The sequence below is a fragment of the Shinella sp. GW821-FHT10F02 genome, assembly GCF_058809275.1.
The window spans coordinates 201,395-219,620 of record NZ_JBXASL010000007.1 but is presented as its reverse complement, the minus strand read 5'-3'; the positions used below and the strand labels follow the sequence as shown (position 1 = coordinate 219,620).

Here is an 18,226-nt window from a genome sequence, read left to right as displayed (position 1 = left end):
ATGCAGGGACTGGATTTCAGCATCGTTCCGGAATACTGGCCGCTGATCGGCAAGGGCCTGTGGTGGACCGTGGTCATCTCCACCGCCTCCGCCGTGTTGAGCGTGATCGCCGGCATCGGTTTTGCCCTGCTCGTGCTCTATGCCTCGCCCGTGGTGCGTTATCCGCTGCGCCTCTTCATGTGGCTCTTCATGGGCACGCCGCTGCTGTTGCAGCTCTTCCTCATCTATTTCGGCCTCGTGCAGATCGGCATCGACATTCCGGCCATCTGGTCGGGCATCATCGGCCTCAGCCTGCATTTCGCTGTCTACAATGCCGATATCTTTCGCGCCGGCATCGCCTCGCTCGACAAGGGGCAGACGGAGGCGGCGCGGTCGCTCGGTTTCGGCGCCTGGCGCACACGCTTCTACATCGTCGTGCCGCAGGCGGTGCGCAACACGGTGCCGGCCGTCGGCAACATGATGATCGCGCTCCTGAAGGAATCCTCGATCGTCTCGATGATCGGCATTGCCGAATTGGTGCACAGCGCGCAGCTCGTCATCAGCGAGACCTACCGGCCCTTCGAATTCTACCTGACGGCCGCCGCCCTTTACTACATTCTCAATCTCGTCCTCGAAGCCGTCCTGCGCGGGATCGAACGCAAAGTGGAGCTTTCGCGATGACCGATGTCCGTCCGATGATCGAGGTGCGCGGGGCGAAAAAGTTCTTCGGGCCGCTGGAGGTGCTGAAGGGCATCGATTTCAGCGTGGCGCGCGGGCAGATCGTCGCCGTCATCGGCCCGAGCGGCTCCGGCAAGAGCACGCTGCTGCGCTCGATCAATCATCTCGAAACGCTGGATGGCGGCGAGGTCTGGCTGGACGGCGTGAAGGTCAACCAGACGCTTCCCCGCCGCGCCTTCGAACGCCACATCAACCGCGTGCGACAGCAGATGGGCATGGTGTTCCAGCATTTTAACCTGTTCCCGCATCTGAGCGTGCTGGAAAACATCACCATCGCCCCCATCAAGCTGAAGGGCATGGCGAAGGCGGAAGCCCGCAGGCTTGCCCTGAAAATGCTCGACAAGGTGGGCCTCGCCGACAAGATCGATGCCTTCCCGGCCCGGCTTTCCGGCGGCCAGAAACAGCGCGTGGCGATTGCCCGGGCGCTGGCCATGCAGCCGAAGGTCATGCTGTTCGACGAGGCGACCTCGGCGCTCGATCCGGAGCTGGTGGACGAGGTCAACCTCGTCATGAAGCAGCTTGCGGCCGAGCACATGACCATGGTGATCGTCACCCACGAGATGCGCTTTGCCGCAGAAGTCGCCGACCGCGTGATCTTCATGGCGGACGGAGCGGTGGTGGAGGAGGGCAAGCCCGAAGACCTCTTCCGCAACCCGACGCAGGAGCGCACCCGCGGCTTCCTCAAGAAATTCCTCAACGGCTAGATGCCGCATTAAAATCCATTGGACCGATCATGAGCCAGCAACCGACATCGACGGGCGAACGCCCGGCATCGCACCTCTTCTACCAGTCGCGCATGCGCCGGCCGCTCGCCGACCGCGCGGAGGGCATCTACATCTGGGACGAACACGGAAGGAAGGTCATCGACGGGTCGAGCGGGGCGATGGTCGTCAATATCGGCCATTCCAACCGCAACGTGCTCGATGCCATGAAGCGGCAGATGGACAAGGCGACCTTCGCCTATCGCCTGCATTTCGAAAACCAGCCGGCGGAAGACCTGGCACGTCGCCTATCCGGCTATATGCCGGAAGGGCTCGACCGGGTGTTCTTCGTCTCCGGCGGCTCGGAAGCGGTGGAATCCTGCCTGAAGCTCGCCCGGCAATGGGCGCTCGCGACCGACCAGCCGGAGCGCTGGAAGGTCATCTCGCGCTTTCCCTCCTATCACGGCTCGACGCTCGGCGCGCTCGCCGTCACCGGCTATGACGCGCTGAAAAAGCCCTTCCTGCCGATGCTGCGCGACATGCCGCACATCAAGGCGCCGACCGCCTATCTCGACCGCGACAACTTTTCGTTGGAAGAACGCGGCGTGCGCTATGCGGACCTTCTTGAGGAGAAGATCCTGGAGGAGGGGCCGGAAAGCGTGCTCGCCTTCGTCATGGAGCCGATCGGCGGCGCCTCCACCGGCGCGCTGGTCGCGCCCGACAGCTATTATCCGCGCATCCGCGAGATCTGCGACAAATACGGCATCCTGCTGATCCATGACGAGGTGATGAGCGGGGCCGGCCGCACCGGCCGTTATCTCGGCGGTGACCACTGGAGCTGCCGGCCGGATATCATCGCGCTCTCCAAGGGGCTCGGCGCCGGCTATTGCCCGCTCGGCGCGATGATCGCCCATTCGCGGCTGGTCAAGCCCGTGCTCGATCGCGGCGGCTTCGCCCATGGCTACACCTATGCCGGCAATCCGCTCGCCTGCGCGGCGGGGCTTGCCGTGCTCGACGAGATCGAGCGGCAGGATCTGCTCGGCAACGCCACCCGCATCGGCGCTCTGCTGCGGTCCGAGCTGGAGGCGCTTGCGGAACGCTACCCCTTCATCGGCGACGTGCGCGGCAAGGGCCTGTTGCTCGCTGCCGAATTCGTCTCGGATCGGGAGACCATGGCGCCGCTGCCGAAGGCGCTGGAGGCGCACCAGCGTGTCGTCGATATCGCCTATGAGCGCGGCCTGATCATCTATTCGCGACGCACGCGCGGCGGCGTGGAGGGCGATCATTTCCTCGTCTGCCCGCCGATGATCACCACGGAAGAGCAGGTCGGCGAGATCGTGGCGATCCTTGACGCGACACTCGCCCAGCTTGCCGGCGAACTCTCGCTGCCGATCCGCAAATAAGGTGCCGTCATGAAGTCGAACAAGGTCATCATCACCTGCGCGGTCACCGGCTCGGTGCACACGCCCTCCATGTCGCCGCATCTGCCCTACAAGCCGGAGGACATCGCCGCCCAGTCGATCGAGGCGGCGGAGGCGGGCGCCTCTATCCTGCACCTGCATGCGCGAAATCCGGAAGACGGGCGGCCGACGGCCGATCCGAAAATCTTCATGCGCTTCCTGCCGATCATCAAGCAGGCGAGCGATGCGGTGATCAACATCACCACCGGCGGCTCCTCCGTCATGACGCTGGAGGACCGGCTGGCGGCGGCGGTCGCGGCGGAACCGGAAATGTGCTCGCTCAACATGGGTTCGATGAATTTTGGCCTCTTCCCGATGCTCGAGCGGCCGCGCGAGTGGCAGCATGCCTGGGAGCCGGAACTGCTGGAAGCGACCCGCGGCACGATCTTCCGCAACACATTTGCCGATATCGAGGCCATCCTGCGCCGGCTCGGCGAAGGTTGCGGCACGCGCTTCGAGTTCGAATGCTACGATGTCGGGCATCTCTATACGCTCGCGCATTTCCGCGATCGCGGGCTCATTCCCGGCACGCCCTTCATGCAGTTCGTCTTCGGCGTGCTCGGCGGCATCGGCGCCGATCCGGAAAACCTGATGCACATGAAGCGCATCGCCGACAAGCTTTTTGGCGACGACTACCGCTTCTCCGTGCTCGCCGCCGGCCGCAAGCAGATGCCGATGATCACCATGGCCGCAACGATGGGCGGCAGCGTTCGCGTCGGGCTGGAGGATAGTCTGTTCGATGGTCGCGAACTTGCCACCTCGAACGCCGATCAGGTGCGCCGCATCCGCGCGATCCTTGAAGGTCTTTCGCTGGAGGTGGCGACGCCGGACGAGGCGCGCATTATGCTCGGCCTCAAGGGCGGCGATCGCGTCGCATTCTGAGAGGGATCATGCAGGACGATATCCGGCTAAGGCTGGCGGTGGCGGATGACGCCGAGACGATCCATGCCGGGCTGAAGGCGCTGGCGACGAGCATGGATGCGGAGGAGAAATTCGTCGCGACGGTGGAGAACGTCCGCCGCTACGGTTTTGGCGAAGCACCGGCCTTCGAGGTGCTGATCGCGGAGGCGGACGGCACCTTCGCCGGCCTCTGCCTGACCTTTCCCATCTTCTCCACCTGGATGGGCACGCCGGGCATCTACGTGCAGGACCTCATCGTCGAGACCGCCTTTCGCGGCCGGCGCATCGGGGAACGGTTGCTGCATGCGGCGGCAAAGCGCGGCTGGGCGCAGGGTGCGCGCTATCTCCGGCTCTCGGTCGATGTGGAAAATGTCCGCGCGCAGGCCTTCTATGAGCGGCTCGGCATCCGCCACGCCCGCGACGAGCAGATCCACATGATCAAGGGTGCGGATTTCGATGCATTTGCAGAGCGGGAAGAGCCATGAAGACGTTTTTTGCGGACGAACAGAAGCGCCACGATCCGAGCTTCTTCCTCTCGAGCGGCGCGCCGCAGCCGAATCCGGAGCAGCCGGAGCGCGTCGAGCGCCTGCTTTCCGGCGCACGGGCGGCGGGCCTGGAGATCGTGCGGCCAAAGGATCACGGGCTTGGCCCGGTCTCCGCCGTGCACACGCCGGAATATATCGACTTCCTCGGCCGCATTCATGAGCGCTGGCAGCGCATCGAAGGGGCGTCGAAGGAGGTGATCCCGAACATCCACCCGATTGCCCGAACCGGGAGTTATCCGGCGTCCGCCGTCGGGCAGGCGGGATATCACATGGCGGATACGTCCTGCCCGATCTCCGAACATACGTTTGAGAGCGCCTGCTGGAGCGCCTCGACGGCCGTTTCCGCGGCCGAAGCTGTGATGGCCGGCGACGCCTGGTCCTATGCGCTTTGCCGTCCGCCGGGCCACCATGCTTTCCGCGATGTCGCCGGCGGCTTCTGCTTCTTCAACAATTCCGGCATCGCCGCCGAGCATCTCCTGAAGGATGCAAAACGCGTCGCCATCCTCGACGTGGACCTGCACCACGGCAACGGCACGCAGGGCATGTTCTACGAGCGCCGCGACGTGCTGACCGTCTCGATCCATGCCGATCCGGTGCGCTTCTACCCGTTCTTCTGGGGCCATGCGGATGAGCGCGGCGAAGGGTTCGGCCTCGGCTACAATCTCAACCTGCCGCTGGCGCGCAAATCCGGCGACGACATCTTTCTCTATGCCCTTGCCGTCGCCATCCGCCGGATCGAGGCCTTTTCGCCGGACGCGCTGGTCGTGGCGCTCGGCCTCGATGCCTTCGAGAACGACCCGTTCGGCGGCCTTTCGGTCTCGACACCCGGTTTCGCGCGCATCGCGGAGGCGATCGGGGCGCTACGCCTGCCGACGGTCATCGTGCAGGAGGGCGGTTATCTGTGCGACGAACTCGGCGACAACCTGACATCCTTCCTCACCGGCTTCGGGGCGCTGTCGGGATAGGTCCGTTGGTCGAAGGGAATGGCGGCGATCGCCTGGCGCAGTTCGGCCAGCAGGATGTTTTCCGCGCGGCTTCGGCGGGCAGCGCCGTCATAGACGAGATGCACGTCGATGACCGGCGCATTCTCGTAGGGCGGCAGGCGCCAGAGGCGGCCGGCGCGCAGGTCCTCTTCCACGACGTGGATCGGCAGCGGCCCGAAGCCGAAGCCGGCGATGATCAGCCGCTTCACCTCTTCGAGATGCGAGGAGGTGCCGACGGTCTGACCTTCAAAACCTTCCTGCTGGCGCAGCAGCGCCACCGGCCAGAGCGCGCCGGACATCTGGTCCGTCTTGAAGGAGACGTAGGGCTCGTTGCGCAGCGCCGAAAGCGGCAGGTCGGGTATGCCGAACAGGGGGTGCCGCGCGCCGCAGAAATAGCCGAAACTCTCGCGGTAGAGCACCTCGTATTCCAGCTTCGGATGCCGCTCCTGCATCAGGCAGAAGCCGAAGCAGGCGTCGCGATTGAGCACGGCCGCCACCACATCCTGGCTGGAGGCGACGGAGAGCGAGATCGTGACCTGCGGAAACGCGCGGTGGAAGCCCGCCAGGACCTCGTCGAGGAACGGGCAGACGACGTGGCTCGCCAGCGTCATCTCGATATGGCCGGTGAGGTCGCCGGGTTGTTCCTCCATGTGCTGCGGCAGGCCGGAGACGATGTCGAAGAGGGCCACGCATTCGCTGAACAGCCGCTGGCCGGCGGGGGTGACGGCGAAATGCGAGGCGTTCCGCTCGACGAGCCGGCAGCCCATATGCGTCTCCAGCCGTTTCAGCGCATTGCTGACGGTCGGCTGCTTGAGCGACAGTTTCTCGCCCGCCGCCGTCAGGCCGCGTTCCTGCACGATCACCATGAAGGTGCGCAGCAGGTTCCAGTCGATTTCCCAGACGAAACGCCGTCTCTGCCGTGCCATGTGCATCATTCCCTGAATTTATGCTTCCGGCGGTAACTATTGCATGATGCAATCGTCCGTCAAAGGTCTCTCACCCGCACGAAGGAGGTTTGCCGTGCCGCTTCTCACCTATCAGGGCGTCGTCTATCCCGCGCAATGTGACGCGATGGGCCACATGAACGTGCAGTTCTATATCGCCGCCTTCGACCAGTCGCTCTGGCACCTGATGGCCGCTAGCGGCTATTCGGCGGCGTGGATCGCGGAGCGCAGGGAGGGGTGGGCGGATCGCCGCTACGAGATCGATTTTCGCCAGGAATTGCCGGTCGGCAGCCTGTTCGAGATCCATAGTGCCGTGGTGAAGGTTGGGCGCACCTCGCTCACCACCCGGCACTGGCTGACGAACAAGGCGGACGGCGTGCTGTGTGCGGAACTGCTCGCCGTCTCCGTCTATTTCGATCTGGCAGGTCGAAAATCCCTGCCGCTTCCGGCCGCGATCGTGACGGCTGCCGGCGGTCTGGTGGAGGCGGTTACAGCCCCAGCGCCGTAAGGGCGGCGTCCATGCGCTCGCGCGCCTTCCTGGGCAGCTTGCCGGTCTTGACGGCATCGAGATTAGCCGGTGCATCGCCGACGACGACCACGCCGACCATGCCCATGCCGGCATGCGGCGTGCACTTCACGCCATAGGCGCCCGGCTTGTCGAAGGTCACCTTGTAGGTCTCGTTCATCTTGCTCTTGAAGGCCGCAGCACCCTCGGGGATCATGTCCTTGATCGTCTCGACATTGTGCCCCTTGTCCGTCGGGATGAAGGTGACGGTGTCGCCGGGCGCGACCTTCACGAAGGCCGGCTCGAACACCATGGCGCCCTCGGCCCCCTTGTTCAGCATATGCACTTCGAAATCTGCCGCCGCCGCCGGAAGGGCGAGCGCCATGAGGATTGCTGCAGCACCGACGATGCTGGTTGCCATGATACGCACTGGAAGTCTCCTTGCTGCCGAACGTCTCTCGTTCATGGCGAAGGAGGTAGCCCCGCCGCGTCGCGCCTTCTTTGACGTTGATCAAACAAGACCGCGATGGCGCGTGGCGTGCTGTCGCAGGCCTCCGGGTTTTGGCTTACCAGCGCAGCCAGCGGCGACCAAGCAATGCGCCGGCGCCGGTCACGACGCCGATGGCGATCGTGTACCAGGCGGCGAGGAAAAGGGGGCTGTCGTCCGGGCAGTGCCAGGCATAGATGGCGGCGGCGATCGCGCCGGCCGCAAGCCCGGCGGCCGCACCGGCCGCCGTCGGGTTTTCCGGGGCGCCCTGCTTCAGTGCCCAGAACAGGCCGGCAAGCGGCGCCAGCGACAGGACCGGGATGAAGAACAGGCAGAACAGCGCATTGCCGCCGACCATGTTGGCCTTCCACGTCGCCTGCGGCAGCACCGCGAGTTCGGCCGCGACCGCCGCACCGACCAGCAGCGCCGGCAGGCCGAGCAGCAAGGCCGGCAGGCGCAGTGCCTCTCCCGGCCGGCCGATGCGCATGGCGAGCCGGGCGGCGAGCACGGCAAGCGCGATCGTCACGACGATCTTGAACAGCACGCGCGCTGTCTCGAAGACGCTCGCCATGTTGTGCCGCAGGCCGACGGTGATGACGAGCAGCACGCCGGAGACGGCAACGCCCGCGACGAGCGCGATGGCGAGCGCGCGGCCGTAGCGCAGGCCGACGGGCGCGTCTTGCGTCATCAGGGTAATCAGGTCGTCGGTCTTCATGTCAGTCGCTCCGATAGAGGGCGGCGAGCGATTTCAGCGCCCGGTGGAGGGCGACGCGCACCGCGCCCTCCGTCATCTTCAGCCGTGCCGCGGTTTCCCGGATGCCCGCCCCCTCGATCGAGATCGAGCGGACGATATCGCGTTGCGGATCCCTGAGCTGCGCCAGCATCGTCTCCGTATCCAGCCGGTCGGCGGCCTCGTGCGTCTCGTCGCCCGCCTCCAGGAAATCGGAGACGTCGTCGATCGGCACGCTGACCTGCCGGCCGCGGCGGCGCAGGCTGTCGACCAGCTTGTTGCGCACGATCGTCGTCAGCCAGGGGCCGAGCGGCCGGGCCGGATCCCAGGTGCCGCGCTTCAGGTGAATGGCGAGCAGCACTTCCTGCACGACATCCTCCGCCTCGCTCGCCGGCGCACCATACTGGTCGCAGCGCCGGCGCGCCATGCGGCGCAGATGCGGCGTCACCGCCACGAGGAAACGGTTATAGGCCTGCACATCGCCCTTGATGGCGAGACGCAGCCAATCCGCCCATTCCTCTTCGCGCGCCGACTGTTTCACCGTTTCCTTCCCCTACGCCAGGGCACACGATTTTGTTACCGCGTGATCCCGAAAGAAATTCGTAACGCGCCAAGAGCCTGATGCGCCGAGCCTTTTTCTTACGCCGCCGACCTTTCGGCAAGGGGCGCGCGGAAAAAACGACGCCCCAGGCTGTAACGAAGCCGGACCTGTCTCCGTAGCCCCCAATGCAACAGCCAATCGCGGCTGGCCACAAATGGAGACAGACATGAAGACCACGATCGTTACCCTCGCCCTTGCCGGCTCGCTTGCTTCGGCGCTCGCAACCATCGCCATGCCGGCCGCCGCCGAGGATGGCAAGGAAAAATGCTACGGCATCGCAATGAAGGGCCAGAACGACTGCGCGGCAGGCCCGGGCACGACCTGCGCCGGCACCTCGAAGATCGATTACCAGCAGAACGCCTGGAAGCTGGTTCCGACCGGCACCTGCGTCTCGATGAAGACGCCGAACGGCCACGGCACGCTGGAACAGGGCATGGCGCCGGCCTGAGGCCTTCGCTTCGCCCGCAACGGACGGCGTCTTTCCGGCGCCGTCGCTTCCCTTCGAAGAGGTTCGACATGATCCCCTCCCGCCTTCCGCGCCGTGCCGGCGTCGGTTTCAAGCCCGAGCATTTTGCCGATATTCTTTCCGCACCTGAGCCCATCGGCTTCTTCGAGGTCCACGCGGAAAACTACATGGGCGCCGGCGGCCCGCCGCATGCCCAGCTCGGCAAGCTGCGTGAGGATCATGCGCTGTCGATCCACGGCGTCGGCCTGTCGATCGGCTCCATGCAGCCGCTCGACCGCGATCACCTCGCCCGGCTGAAGGTGCTGTGCGACCGTTACCAGCCGGAGAGCTTTTCCGAGCATCTCGCCTGGTCGACGCATGATAGCGTCTTCCTCAACGACCTGCTGCCGCTGCCCTATACCGAGGAGACACTCGTCCGTGTCGTCGAGCATGTCGACCAGGTGCAGGACGTATTGAAGCGGCAGATGCTGCTCGAAAACCCCGCCACCTATCTGCTCTTCGAGGAAAGCACGATCGAGGAGACGGCCTTCCTCGCCGAAATCGCGAGGCGCACCGGCTGCGGCTTGCTGCTCGACGTCAACAATGTCTTCGTCGCCGCGACGAACCACAATCTCGACGCCCGCGATTATATCGCCCGCTTCCCGCTTGATGCGGTGCGCGAAATCCACCTGAGCGGTCATTCCGAGACGGTGGACGATCTTGGCGCGGCCCTGCTGATCGACAGCCATGATACGCCCGTCAAGGATCCGGTCTGGGCGCTCTACGAGACGGTGATCGGCCGCATCGGGCCGGTCGCCAGCCTCGTCGAATGGGACAATGACGTGCCCGCCTGGCCCGTGCTGCGCGACGAGGCGATGGCCGCCCAGCGCATCCTCGATGCGGCCACCCGCCAAAGGGCGGCGTGAACCATGTCCGCCGCCACCCAGACCGCCTTCGCCGCCGGCCTGTTCGCGGCCACGCCGCCGCCCGCCGGGTTGACCGCGTGGAATTCGCCCGCGCCCGAACGCCGCTACGGCGTCTATCGCAACAATGTCTCGGCAAGCCTCACGGGCGCGCTGTCCTCGCGCTTCCCGATGGCCGAGCGCATCGTCGGGACAGAGTTCTTCCAGGCCATGGCGCAGGCCTTCGTCCGGCTCCACCCGCCGCGCTCGCCGCTGCTTCTCGCCTATGGCGATGATTTTCCGGATTTCGTCGCGGCCTTCGAGCCGGCGCGTGACATTGCCTATTTGCCCGATGTGATGCGCCTGGAGGTCGCCCGCGGCCGTGCCTACCACGCCGCCGATGCGGCGCCGCTCAATCCGCAGGCGCTGACGGCGGTCGATCCGGCCTGGCTCGGCGATCTCGTCTTCGAGCCGCATCCCGCGCTGTCGATCTTCTCCTCGCCGCATCCGGCCGTGACGATCTGGGCGATGAATGCCGGCGAGCGCCCGCTGACATCCCTCGACCGCTGGGAGGGTGAAGATGCCCTGGTCGTCCGTCCGCAGATGATCGTCGAGGTGATCCCGCTGCCACCGGGCGGTGCGATGTTTCACCGGCTACTTGCCGCGGGCGAAACGCTCGGGCTGGCGGCCGAGGCCGCGATGGCGGCGGATGAACGTTTCGACCTTTCGACAAACCTCGCGGTCCTGCTCCGCTCCGGAGCCTTCACCGCCATCAGAGAGGAAAACCCCGATGAACACCGACACGATGCCTGATGCCGCTTTGCCGCTGCCGCGCAGACTTTATGACCAGGCTTTGCAGGCGCTGACCCGCATCCCGAACGATCTCATCGCCCTCGTTGCGCGCCTCTCGATCGCCGCCGTCTTCTGGCAGTCGGGCCAGACGAAGGTGCAGGGTTTCATGGTGTCGGACAGCGCGCTCTATCTGTTCGAAAACGAATACAAGCTGCCGCTCGTCGATCCCTGGCTGGCGGCGCACCTTGCCGCCTTTGCCGAACATCTTTTCCCGGTCCTGCTGGTCATCGGCCTTGCCAGCCGCTTCTCCGCGCTGGCGCTCCTGGCGATGACGCTGGTCATCCAGATCTTCGTCTATCCCGGCGCCTGGCCGACGCATGGCACCTGGGCCGCCTGCCTGCTGTTCATCGCGGGCCGAGGCCCAGGCCTGCTGTCCCTCGATGCCTGGCTCGCGCGCTCGCGGTGAGGCCGATCGGTTCGCGCGCATTGCACGGACCGGAAAAATCGAAGATAGAGGCAGGATGACGAAAGTTGCTTCTCTCGACGACACGAAGGATCTGCCGCCACGCGACCGCCGGCGGTCGCTGGCGATCGGCCTGCTCAGGGCGCGCGAGGCGGTGATGAGCCATTTCCGGCCGATCCTTGCCGATCACGACGTGACCGAGCAGCAATGGCGGGTGCTGCGCGCGCTTTCGGAAGCCGGCCTGCTCGATGCGACGGAAGTGGCGGAAAAGGCCTTCATTCTCGCGCCGAGCCTCACCCGCATGCTGCGTTCGCTCGAGGAGCGTGGTTTCATCACCCGGCACAAGGACAAGGACGACGGCCGCCGCGTCCTGCTCAAGCTTGCGCCGGCCGGGCAGGCGATCATCGACGAGGTGATGCCGGACAGCCGCCGCGTCTACGCGGATATCGACGCCCGCTTCGGCGCCGGCCGCACCGAACAGCTTCTCGACATGTTGGAAGAACTCGCCGCCCTCAAGCTCGACGGCAAGGCGGGCGGCGAGGAATAGAGGGTCAATAGACCTTGGCGTTCTGCGGGGCTTTCGCCGGATCCGTGGCCTTGAAATCGGCGAGCAGCTTCGTCGTGGCATTGGCGAGCAGCGTGACATCATTGCCGATCGCGACGAAGGTCGCGCCGAGGTTGAGGTAGCGCTTGGCAAGCCCGAGATCGCCGGTGAGGATGCCCGCCGCCTTGCCATGCGACTGGATTTTTTGGAGCGCCGTCTCCACTTCGGCCTGCACTTCCGGTGCGCCGGGCCTGCCCAGAAAGCCCATGTCGGCGGCAAGGTCCGCCGGGCCGATGAAGACGCCGTCGACGCCCTCCATGCCGGCAATGTCGTCGAGCGCTTCGAGCCCCGCGCGGCTTTCGACCTGCAGCAGCAGGCAGACCTCGTCATTGGCCGTCTGCAGATAGTCCGTCGTGCGGTTGAAGGCGGAGGCGCGGGCGAGCGATGCGCCGACGCCGCGCACGCCATGCGGCGGATAGCGCACGGCCTTCACCATGGTTTGTGCCATCGTCTTGCTGTCGACCATGGGGATGAGCAGCGTCTGCGCGCCGATGTCGAGCAACTGCTTGACGATCCAGGTTTCGCCGATCGGCGGGCGGATGACGGCGTGGCTCGCCGAACCCTTCATCGCCTGGAGCTGCGAGACGAGCAGCGGCACGTCGTTCGGCGCGTGCTCGGCGTCCAGCAGCAGCCAGTCGTAACCCGCCTCGGCGCAGATTTCGACCGTGTAGGGATTGGCGAGCGCCTGCCAGAGGCCGATCTGCGCACGGCCTTCCTTCAGTGCCTGCTTGAAACGGTTTTTCTGAGCGGCCATGGCAAAATCCTTATGCGAAAAACAGGCTGACGGTGCCATAGGGGCCGAAATCCGCGACGATCGTATCGCCGTGGCGCGCCTCTATCGGCCGGATGAAGGAGCCGGCGAGCACGATCTGCCCTGCCTCGATGCCATCGCCATATTGCGCCAGCCGGTTGGCGAGCCAAGCGACGCCGCGGGCCGGCTGGTTGAGTACGCCGGCGCCGAGGCCGGTTTCCTCCACCTCCGCATTGCGGCTGACGATGGCGCTCATCCAGCGCATGTCGATCTGGTCCGGCCGCACAGCACGGCCGCCGGTGACGATGCCGGCATTGGCCGCATTGTCGGAGATCGTGTCGAAGATGGTGCGCGCCTTTTTCGTCTGCGGATCGACGCGCTGGATGCGCGTGTCGAGAATTTCGAGCGCCGGCGTCACGTAATCCGTGGCGTTCAGCACGTCGAAGACGGTCACGCCGGGGCCTTTCAGCGGCGCCTTCATCACGAAGGCGATTTCCGCCTCGACGCGCGGCTGGATGAAGCGGCCCGCCGGCACCGTCGCACCGTCCTCGAACACCATGTCGTCGAAAAGCACGCCGGAATCGGGAATGTCGATGTTCAGCGCATATTGCATGGCCTTGGAGGTGAGGCCGATCTTCCAGCCGATCACCCTGCGGCCATCGGCGATCTTCTTCTTCACCCAGGCGCTCTGGATCGCATAGGCGTCGTCCATGTCGATGGCGGGGTATTTTAGCGAAAGCAGGCCCGTCTGGATGCGGGTGCGCTCAGCTTCGTCGAGGCTTTCCGCCGCAAGGCGGATTTCGTCCGGCGTCATCATGGTCAAACCTCGTCGGCGATGGTGTTGCGCAGCGTACCGATACCCTCGGCTTCCACCTCGACCACGTCGCCCGGCTTCAGCCAGATCGGCGGGTCGAAGCGCGCGCCCGCGCCGGTCGGCGTGCCGCAGACGATGATGTCACCGGGAATGAGCGTGGTGAAGGTGGAGATGTAGTTGATGATCTTGCGGAAGGAAAAGATCATGCGGCCGGTGCGGTCGCTCTGGCGCACCTCGCCGTTGACGCGGGTTTGCAGCTTGATGTCGGCGAGCTGGCTTTCGTCCGTATAGGGCACCAGCCACGGGCCGATCGCGCCGGTGCTGTCAAAGTTCTTACCCTGCGTGACGTTGAACTTGGCATGCCGCACCCAGTCACGGATCGTGCCCTCGTTGCAGAGTGATAGTGCCGCGATGTGGTTCAGCGCATCGGCCTCGGCGATGCGCCGCCCGCCCTTGCCGATGATGATGACGATCTCGCCCTCGTAGTCGAGCTGCGGGCTTTCCGGCGGGCGGATCAGCGGCCGGTCGTGGCCGGTGAAGGAGCGCGGGAAGCGGATGAAGAGCGAAGGATTGGCGGGCGCGGCCTGGCCGTCCTTGTACTCCTCGTTGCGATCGGGAAAATTCACGCCGACGCAGATGATCTTTTCCGGCGCCGGGATCGGGATTTCGTACGTCACATCTGCGAGCGCGTAATCGGCGAGGAGCGCCGAGGCTTCTTCCGCCAGCGTGCCGAGCGCCCCCGCCTCGATCACCTCGCGCAGGCTCGGCCAGCGTCCGCCATGGCGCGCCGAAAGGTCCACGATGCCGTCATCCTTGACGAGACCATATTTTAAGGCACCCTGATGGGAAAAGCCGGCGAGGCGGGGCCGTTCGGTCACGATGGTCTCCTATCTCAATCTGCGGGCGATCTCGGTGATCACCGTAAAGGCGGTGTCGGCGTCGTCGCGGGTCATTTCGAACTGGCCGGCCTGGAAGCGGATGGCGATATGGCCATCGACGCGCGTCTGCGTCAGGTAGATGCGGCCATCGTCGTTGATGGCGTTGACCAGCGCGATATTGTGCTCATCGCCGCCGCCCTTGTGGCGGAAGGAGAAGAGCGAGAGCACCGGCTCGCTGACGATCTCGAAATCCGGTTCGGCGGCAAGCCGTGCGGCCAGTTCCTCCGACCATTTTACGTGGTTGCGGATCATCGTGCGCAGGCCTTCGAGCCCGTGATAGCGCATCAGGAACCACAGTTTCAGCGCCCGGAAACGGCGGCCGAGCGGCACGGACCATTCGGAATAGTTGATGATGCCGTCATGGCCGTGCGTCTTCAGATATTCCGGCTGGATGGCGAGCGTGCGCACCTGATCTTCCGGGCTGCGGATGAACTGCACCGAGCAGTCGAAATTGGCACCGAGCCATTTGTGCGGGTTGAAGACGATGGAATCCGCCGCCTCGACGCCCTCCCAGAGGGATCGGAATTCCGGGCATATCATCGCCGAACCCGCCCATGCCGCATCCACATGCAGATAGAGCCCATGCGCCTTGACGACGTCAGCCACCGCGCGGATCGGATCGCAGGCGCCGATCGAGGTGCCGCCGGTGCAGGCGATGACGCCGGCGGGGATATGGCCGGCGGCACGGTCGGCCTTGATCGCGGCGTCGAGCGCTTCCGGGTCCATGCCGTTCAACGGCCCCTTGGTGGGGATGCGCACGAGGTTTGCCTCGCCGATGCCGGAAATCCATATGGCGCGGTCGATGGAGGTGTGCACCTGTTTCGAGGCATAGACGCGCACCGCCTTGTGCACTGACAACCCCTCGCTGTTGCCCTTCCAGCCGAGCGCCTTTTCGCGCATGACCAGCACGGCGGCAAGCGTCGCAGTCGAGGCGGAATCCTGGATGACGCCGGCAAAACCATCCGGCAGGCCAAGCGCCTGGCGCAGCCAGTCGACCACGCGGGTTTCGAGTTCGGTCGCCGCCGGTGATGTCTGCCACAGCATGCATTGCGCGGCGACGGAGGTGACGAGATAATCCGCGATCACCGAGACCGGCGCGGCATTGGCCGGGAAATAGGCGAAGAAACGCGGATGCTGCCAATGCGTCAGGCCGTCGGGAATGATGCGCTCGAAATCCGCAAAAATCGCCTCCATCGTCTCGCCTGCTTCCGGGGCGGCGGCGTCGATCTGGCGGGCAATGTCGCCCGGCTTCGTCTGCGCGCGCACCGGCCGCTCCCGCAGGCCTGCGCGATAATCGGCGCCCCAATCGGCCACCGTTCGCGACCACTGACGGAATTCTTCGCTGTCCATGTTTCACTCCCTTGTCGGCATTGGTTCTTCTCGGCGCTCGGCCGTCGATTTGCAATGCCCGTCAGGGGGCGATGATCGGTTGCGCCTTCAGGAGCGAATCCGTGACCTCGGTGCCGGCAAACAGGCTGCCATGCTCGAACCACGATTTTGGCGCCGGCGACCCCCAGAGCGTCTGGCGCTGCGGGTCTTTCAGGTCCCATTTGATGGGTTCGAGGTCCGGGTCCACGGTCTGGTAATCCGAGCAATAGATTTCGATGCGGTGGCCATCCGGATCGAGGATATAGAGGAAGAAGGCGTTAGAAATGCCGTGCCGGCCGGGGCCGCGCTCGATGTTGGAAACCCAGCCGGTCGTCGCCATCAGGTCGAGCAGGTCGATGATGTTGAGCGGCGTCGGCACCCAGAAGGCGGTGTGGTGCAGGCGCGGGCCGCAGCCGTTGGTGAAGGCGATGTCGTGCACGCCGCCCTTCCGGTGCGTCCAGGCTGCCCAGAGCCGGCCGGACTCTTCGTCCTCGGTATATTCCGTCACGCGAAAACCGATCTCGTTGTAGAAGGCGACACTGGCATCGACATCCGGCGAGAAGCAGTTGAAATGGTCGATGCGCAGCGGCTTCACGCCGCGATAGAGCGCGTATTTCTGGTGGATCGGCGGCAGGCGGTCCATCTTCGTGTAGAATTCCAGCGGAATGCCCTGCGGATCGCGCGTGCGAAAGGTGCGGCCCTGGTAAGGGCGTTCCACCCATTCCACCGGCAGGCCCTTGCCCTTGAAGAAATGCACGGCCTTTTCGAGATCCTCCTCGTCAAAGACCTTGAAGCCAAGGTCGCGGGCTTCCGGCTTGTCCGATTTTTTCAGCACGATGCAATGGTGGCCGCGCTCTTCCATGGCGCGCAGATAAATCGTGTCCGCCGTCTCGTCCGTCACCTGGAGGCCGAGCGTATCGACATAGAAGGCGCGGGATTTTGCGAGGTCCGTCACGCCGAATTCGACATGGGAGAGCCGCACGATGTTGAACGGCGGGTAGAGGTTCGGCTGGGGTACGGGCATGGGGTCCTCCTCAAGCGCAGTCTTGTCGGGCGGATCAGCCGCCGAGTTTCGGAATGGCGTGGGCGCTGGTGGCAAAGGCGATGTTCTTCGTCTCCATGTAGAAATCGAAGGACCAGTCGCCGCCATCCCGGCCGATGCCGGAATTTTTCACCCCGCCGAAGGGCGTCGGCAGGTGGCGCACATTCTCCGAATTCACCCAGATCATGCCGGCCTCCAGATGATCGGTGAAGCGGAAAGCACGGGTGACATCCGCTGTCCAGAGATAGCCGGTGAGGCCGTACTGGACGTCGTTGGCGAGCGCCAAGGCTTCGGCCTCATCCTTGAAGGGAATGGCGGTCAGCACCGGGCCGAAGATTTCCTCCTGTGCGACGCGCATGCCGTTGTTCGCCTTCGTGAACAGCGTCGGCGAGACGTAACATCCGCTCCCGGGTCCGTCGAATTTTTCACCGCCGGCAGCGACCGTCGCGCCTTCCTCCCGGCCGATCGCGATGTAGTCCAGCACCTTCTTCTCGTGCACCGGATGGATCAGCGGCCCGACGACGGTTTCGGGATCGAGCGGATGGCCGACCTTGATGCGCTTGGCCTTCTCCGCGACAAGCGTCGTGAAGCTGTCATAGACGCTTTCCTCCACCAGCAGGCGCGAGGAGGAGGTGCAGCGCTCGCCGTTCAGCGAGTAGATCATGAAGACGGCGGCGTCGGCGGCGCGTTCGAGGTCCGCATCGGCGAAGACGATGACGGGGTTCTTGCCGCCGAGTTCGAAATGCACGCGCTTCAGCGTATCGGCGCCCTGTTTCATGATCATCGAGCCGGTGCGGCTTTCGCCGACGAAACCGATCGCCTTGATCAGCGGATGTTCGGTCAGCGCCTTTCCGGCATCCTCGCCAAAGCCGTTGACGAGGTTCCAGACACCCTTCGGCAGGCCGGCATCCTCGGCGATCTCGACCAGCAGCCGCGCCGTCAGCGGCGAGAATTCCGCCGGCTTGTGCACGATGGTGCAGCCGGCGGCGAGCGCCGGGGCGATCTTCCAGGTGGAGAGCATGAAGGGCGTGTTCCAGGGCGTGATGATGCCGGCCGGGCCGATCGGCACTCGGGTCGTCATGTTGACCTGGCCTTCGGTGCGCAGCGTCTTGCCGTCGCGGGCTTCCGGCGCGCGGTCGGCAAAGAAGCGGAAGTTTTCCGCCCCGCGCAGTGCCGCCTTGGCCATGAAGCGCAGCGACTGTCCGGTATCCATGCATTCGACGAAGGCGATTTCCTCCGCCCGCGCCACGATGGCGTCGGCGATCTTGTGCAGCAGCTTTTTGCGCGCATCGCCCGGCATGGCCGCCCAATCGGCGAAGGCGAACTTGGCGGCTTTCGCCGCGCGGTCGATATCTGCGGCCCCGCCCTTCGCGACGGTCGCGAGCGGCTTCAGGTCGACGGGCGAAATGGTCTCGAAGGTCGCGCCGTCCTCGGCCGGCAGGTCCTCGCCACCAATGCGGTTGAGAACGCCCTTTTCCTTGAAGCGGGCGAGATAGGCCTCCGCCTTCGCGCTGTTTTCCTGAAGTTTCGACAT

Annotated in this window: 22 protein-coding genes; 12 read left to right on the top strand and 10 right to left on the bottom strand. The window is 65.1% G+C overall.

What is annotated here, in order from left to right:
- From AC1RWL_RS22350 to AC1RWL_RS22325, 6 genes are read left to right on the top strand one after another with little or no spacing between them, the layout of a single operon-like run.
- Nucleotides 1–660, top strand: a complete 660-nt coding sequence (locus tag AC1RWL_RS22350; RefSeq protein ID WP_493096093.1) for an amino acid ABC transporter permease — start codon at nt 1–3, stop codon at nt 658–660.
- Nucleotides 657–1,421, top strand: coding sequence for an amino acid ABC transporter ATP-binding protein (locus AC1RWL_RS22345; RefSeq protein WP_493096094.1), 765 nt, complete (start codon nt 657–659; stop codon nt 1,419–1,421). The genes AC1RWL_RS22350 and AC1RWL_RS22345 overlap by 4 nt, the downstream gene beginning before the upstream one ends.
- Before the next feature lie 29 nt (nt 1,422–1,450).
- Nucleotides 1,451–2,821, top strand: coding sequence for an aminotransferase family protein (locus AC1RWL_RS22340; RefSeq protein WP_493096095.1), 1,371 nt, complete (start codon nt 1,451–1,453; stop codon nt 2,819–2,821).
- A gap of 9 nt (nt 2,822–2,830) precedes the next feature.
- A complete protein-coding gene (kce, locus tag AC1RWL_RS22335; protein WP_493096096.1) occupies nt 2,831–3,760 on the top strand; it encodes a 3,5-dioxohexanoate:acetyl-CoA acetone transferase in 930 nt (309 codons plus the stop codon).
- An 8-nt stretch (nt 3,761–3,768) separates the two neighbouring features.
- Complete coding sequence (locus tag AC1RWL_RS22330; RefSeq protein WP_493096097.1) at nt 3,769–4,263, top strand: GNAT family N-acetyltransferase; 495 nt, start codon at nt 3,769–3,771, stop codon at nt 4,261–4,263.
- Nucleotides 4,260–5,288, top strand: a complete 1,029-nt coding sequence (locus AC1RWL_RS22325) for a histone deacetylase family protein (RefSeq protein WP_493096098.1) — start codon at nt 4,260–4,262, stop codon at nt 5,286–5,288. The genes AC1RWL_RS22330 and AC1RWL_RS22325 overlap by 4 nt, the downstream gene beginning before the upstream one ends.
- Here the strand turns inward: AC1RWL_RS22325 and AC1RWL_RS22320 are convergent.
- Complete coding sequence (locus tag AC1RWL_RS22320) at nt 5,219–6,232, bottom strand: LysR family transcriptional regulator (RefSeq protein WP_439617662.1); 1,014 nt, start codon at nt 6,230–6,232, stop codon at nt 5,219–5,221. The genes AC1RWL_RS22325 and AC1RWL_RS22320 overlap by 70 nt on opposite strands.
- A gap of 94 nt (nt 6,233–6,326) precedes the next feature.
- Here AC1RWL_RS22320 and AC1RWL_RS22315 point away from each other — a divergent pair, with 94 nt between their 5' ends.
- Nucleotides 6,327–6,758: an acyl-CoA thioesterase gene (locus tag AC1RWL_RS22315; RefSeq protein WP_493096099.1), complete on the top strand. Its 432-nt coding sequence runs from the start codon at nt 6,327–6,329 to the stop codon at nt 6,756–6,758.
- Here the strand turns inward: AC1RWL_RS22315 and AC1RWL_RS22310 are convergent.
- The 3 genes from AC1RWL_RS22310 to AC1RWL_RS22300 all read right to left on the bottom strand — a co-directional run bounded on the left by AC1RWL_RS22310 (nt 6,739) and on the right by AC1RWL_RS22300 (nt 8,513).
- Nucleotides 6,739–7,176: a pseudoazurin gene (locus AC1RWL_RS22310; protein WP_493096191.1), complete on the bottom strand. Its 438-nt coding sequence runs from the start codon at nt 7,174–7,176 to the stop codon at nt 6,739–6,741. The genes AC1RWL_RS22315 and AC1RWL_RS22310 overlap by 20 nt on opposite strands.
- A 145-nt stretch (nt 7,177–7,321) precedes the next feature.
- Nucleotides 7,322–7,957 (bottom strand): NrsF family protein, encoded by a 636-nt coding sequence (locus AC1RWL_RS22305; RefSeq protein WP_256119727.1) that lies wholly within the window; start codon nt 7,955–7,957, stop codon nt 7,322–7,324.
- Nucleotide 7,958: 1 nt separating this feature from the next.
- Nucleotides 7,959–8,513, bottom strand: coding sequence for a sigma-70 family RNA polymerase sigma factor (locus AC1RWL_RS22300; RefSeq protein WP_256119728.1), 555 nt, complete (start codon nt 8,511–8,513; stop codon nt 7,959–7,961).
- Between the two features lie 226 nt (nt 8,514–8,739).
- On the opposite strand from AC1RWL_RS22300, the gene AC1RWL_RS22295 reads away from it, so the two are divergent.
- The 5 genes from AC1RWL_RS22295 (at nt 8,740) to hpaR (ending at nt 11,722) form a co-directional block, all read left to right on the top strand.
- Complete coding sequence (locus AC1RWL_RS22295) at nt 8,740–9,021, top strand: BufA1 family periplasmic bufferin-type metallophore (RefSeq protein WP_439629011.1); 282 nt, start codon at nt 8,740–8,742, stop codon at nt 9,019–9,021.
- A gap of 68 nt (nt 9,022–9,089) precedes the next feature.
- A complete protein-coding gene (gene bufB, locus AC1RWL_RS22290; RefSeq protein ID WP_493096100.1) occupies nt 9,090–9,944 on the top strand; it encodes an MNIO family bufferin maturase in 855 nt (284 codons plus the stop codon).
- Nucleotides 9,945–9,947: 3 nt separating this feature from the next.
- Nucleotides 9,948–10,733 (top strand): HvfC/BufC N-terminal domain-containing protein, encoded by a 786-nt coding sequence (locus AC1RWL_RS22285; RefSeq protein WP_493096101.1) that lies wholly within the window; start codon nt 9,948–9,950, stop codon nt 10,731–10,733.
- Nucleotides 10,711–11,178 (top strand): DoxX family protein, encoded by a 468-nt coding sequence (locus AC1RWL_RS22280; RefSeq protein WP_493096102.1) that lies wholly within the window; start codon nt 10,711–10,713, stop codon nt 11,176–11,178. The genes AC1RWL_RS22285 and AC1RWL_RS22280 overlap by 23 nt, the downstream gene beginning before the upstream one ends.
- A 55-nt stretch (nt 11,179–11,233) precedes the next feature.
- On the top strand, nt 11,234–11,722 hold the full coding sequence (gene hpaR / locus AC1RWL_RS22275; RefSeq protein WP_439617655.1) for a homoprotocatechuate degradation operon regulator HpaR: 489 nt from the start codon (nt 11,234–11,236) through the stop codon (nt 11,720–11,722).
- Nucleotides 11,723–11,726: 4 nt separating this feature from the next.
- Here the strand turns inward: hpaR and hpaI are convergent, their stop codons facing one another.
- From hpaI to hpaE, 6 genes are all read right to left on the bottom strand, one after another.
- The gene (hpaI, locus tag AC1RWL_RS22270; RefSeq protein ID WP_493096103.1) at nt 11,727–12,533 is read right to left on the bottom strand and encodes a 4-hydroxy-2-oxoheptanedioate aldolase; all 807 of its coding nucleotides are present in this window, start codon (nt 12,531–12,533) and stop codon (nt 11,727–11,729) included.
- A gap of 10 nt (nt 12,534–12,543) precedes the next feature.
- Complete coding sequence (gene hpaH / locus AC1RWL_RS22265; RefSeq protein WP_493096104.1) at nt 12,544–13,347, bottom strand: 2-oxo-hept-4-ene-1,7-dioate hydratase; 804 nt, start codon at nt 13,345–13,347, stop codon at nt 12,544–12,546.
- Nucleotides 13,348–13,349: 2 nt separating this feature from the next.
- Entirely contained in the window at nt 13,350–14,222 is an 873-nt protein-coding gene (locus AC1RWL_RS22260) for a fumarylacetoacetate hydrolase family protein (protein WP_493096105.1), read from the bottom strand.
- A 9-nt stretch (nt 14,223–14,231) separates the two neighbouring features.
- On the bottom strand, nt 14,232–15,632 hold the full coding sequence (locus AC1RWL_RS22255) for a pyridoxal phosphate-dependent decarboxylase family protein (RefSeq protein ID WP_493096106.1): 1,401 nt from the start codon (nt 15,630–15,632) through the stop codon (nt 14,232–14,234).
- A gap of 61 nt (nt 15,633–15,693) precedes the next feature.
- The gene (gene hpaD, locus AC1RWL_RS22250) at nt 15,694–16,674 is read right to left on the bottom strand and encodes a 3,4-dihydroxyphenylacetate 2,3-dioxygenase (protein ID WP_493096107.1); all 981 of its coding nucleotides are present in this window, start codon (nt 16,672–16,674) and stop codon (nt 15,694–15,696) included.
- A 34-nt stretch (nt 16,675–16,708) separates the two neighbouring features.
- Nucleotides 16,709–18,226: a 5-carboxymethyl-2-hydroxymuconate semialdehyde dehydrogenase gene (gene hpaE, locus AC1RWL_RS22245; protein ID WP_493096108.1), complete on the bottom strand. Its 1,518-nt coding sequence runs from the start codon at nt 18,224–18,226 to the stop codon at nt 16,709–16,711.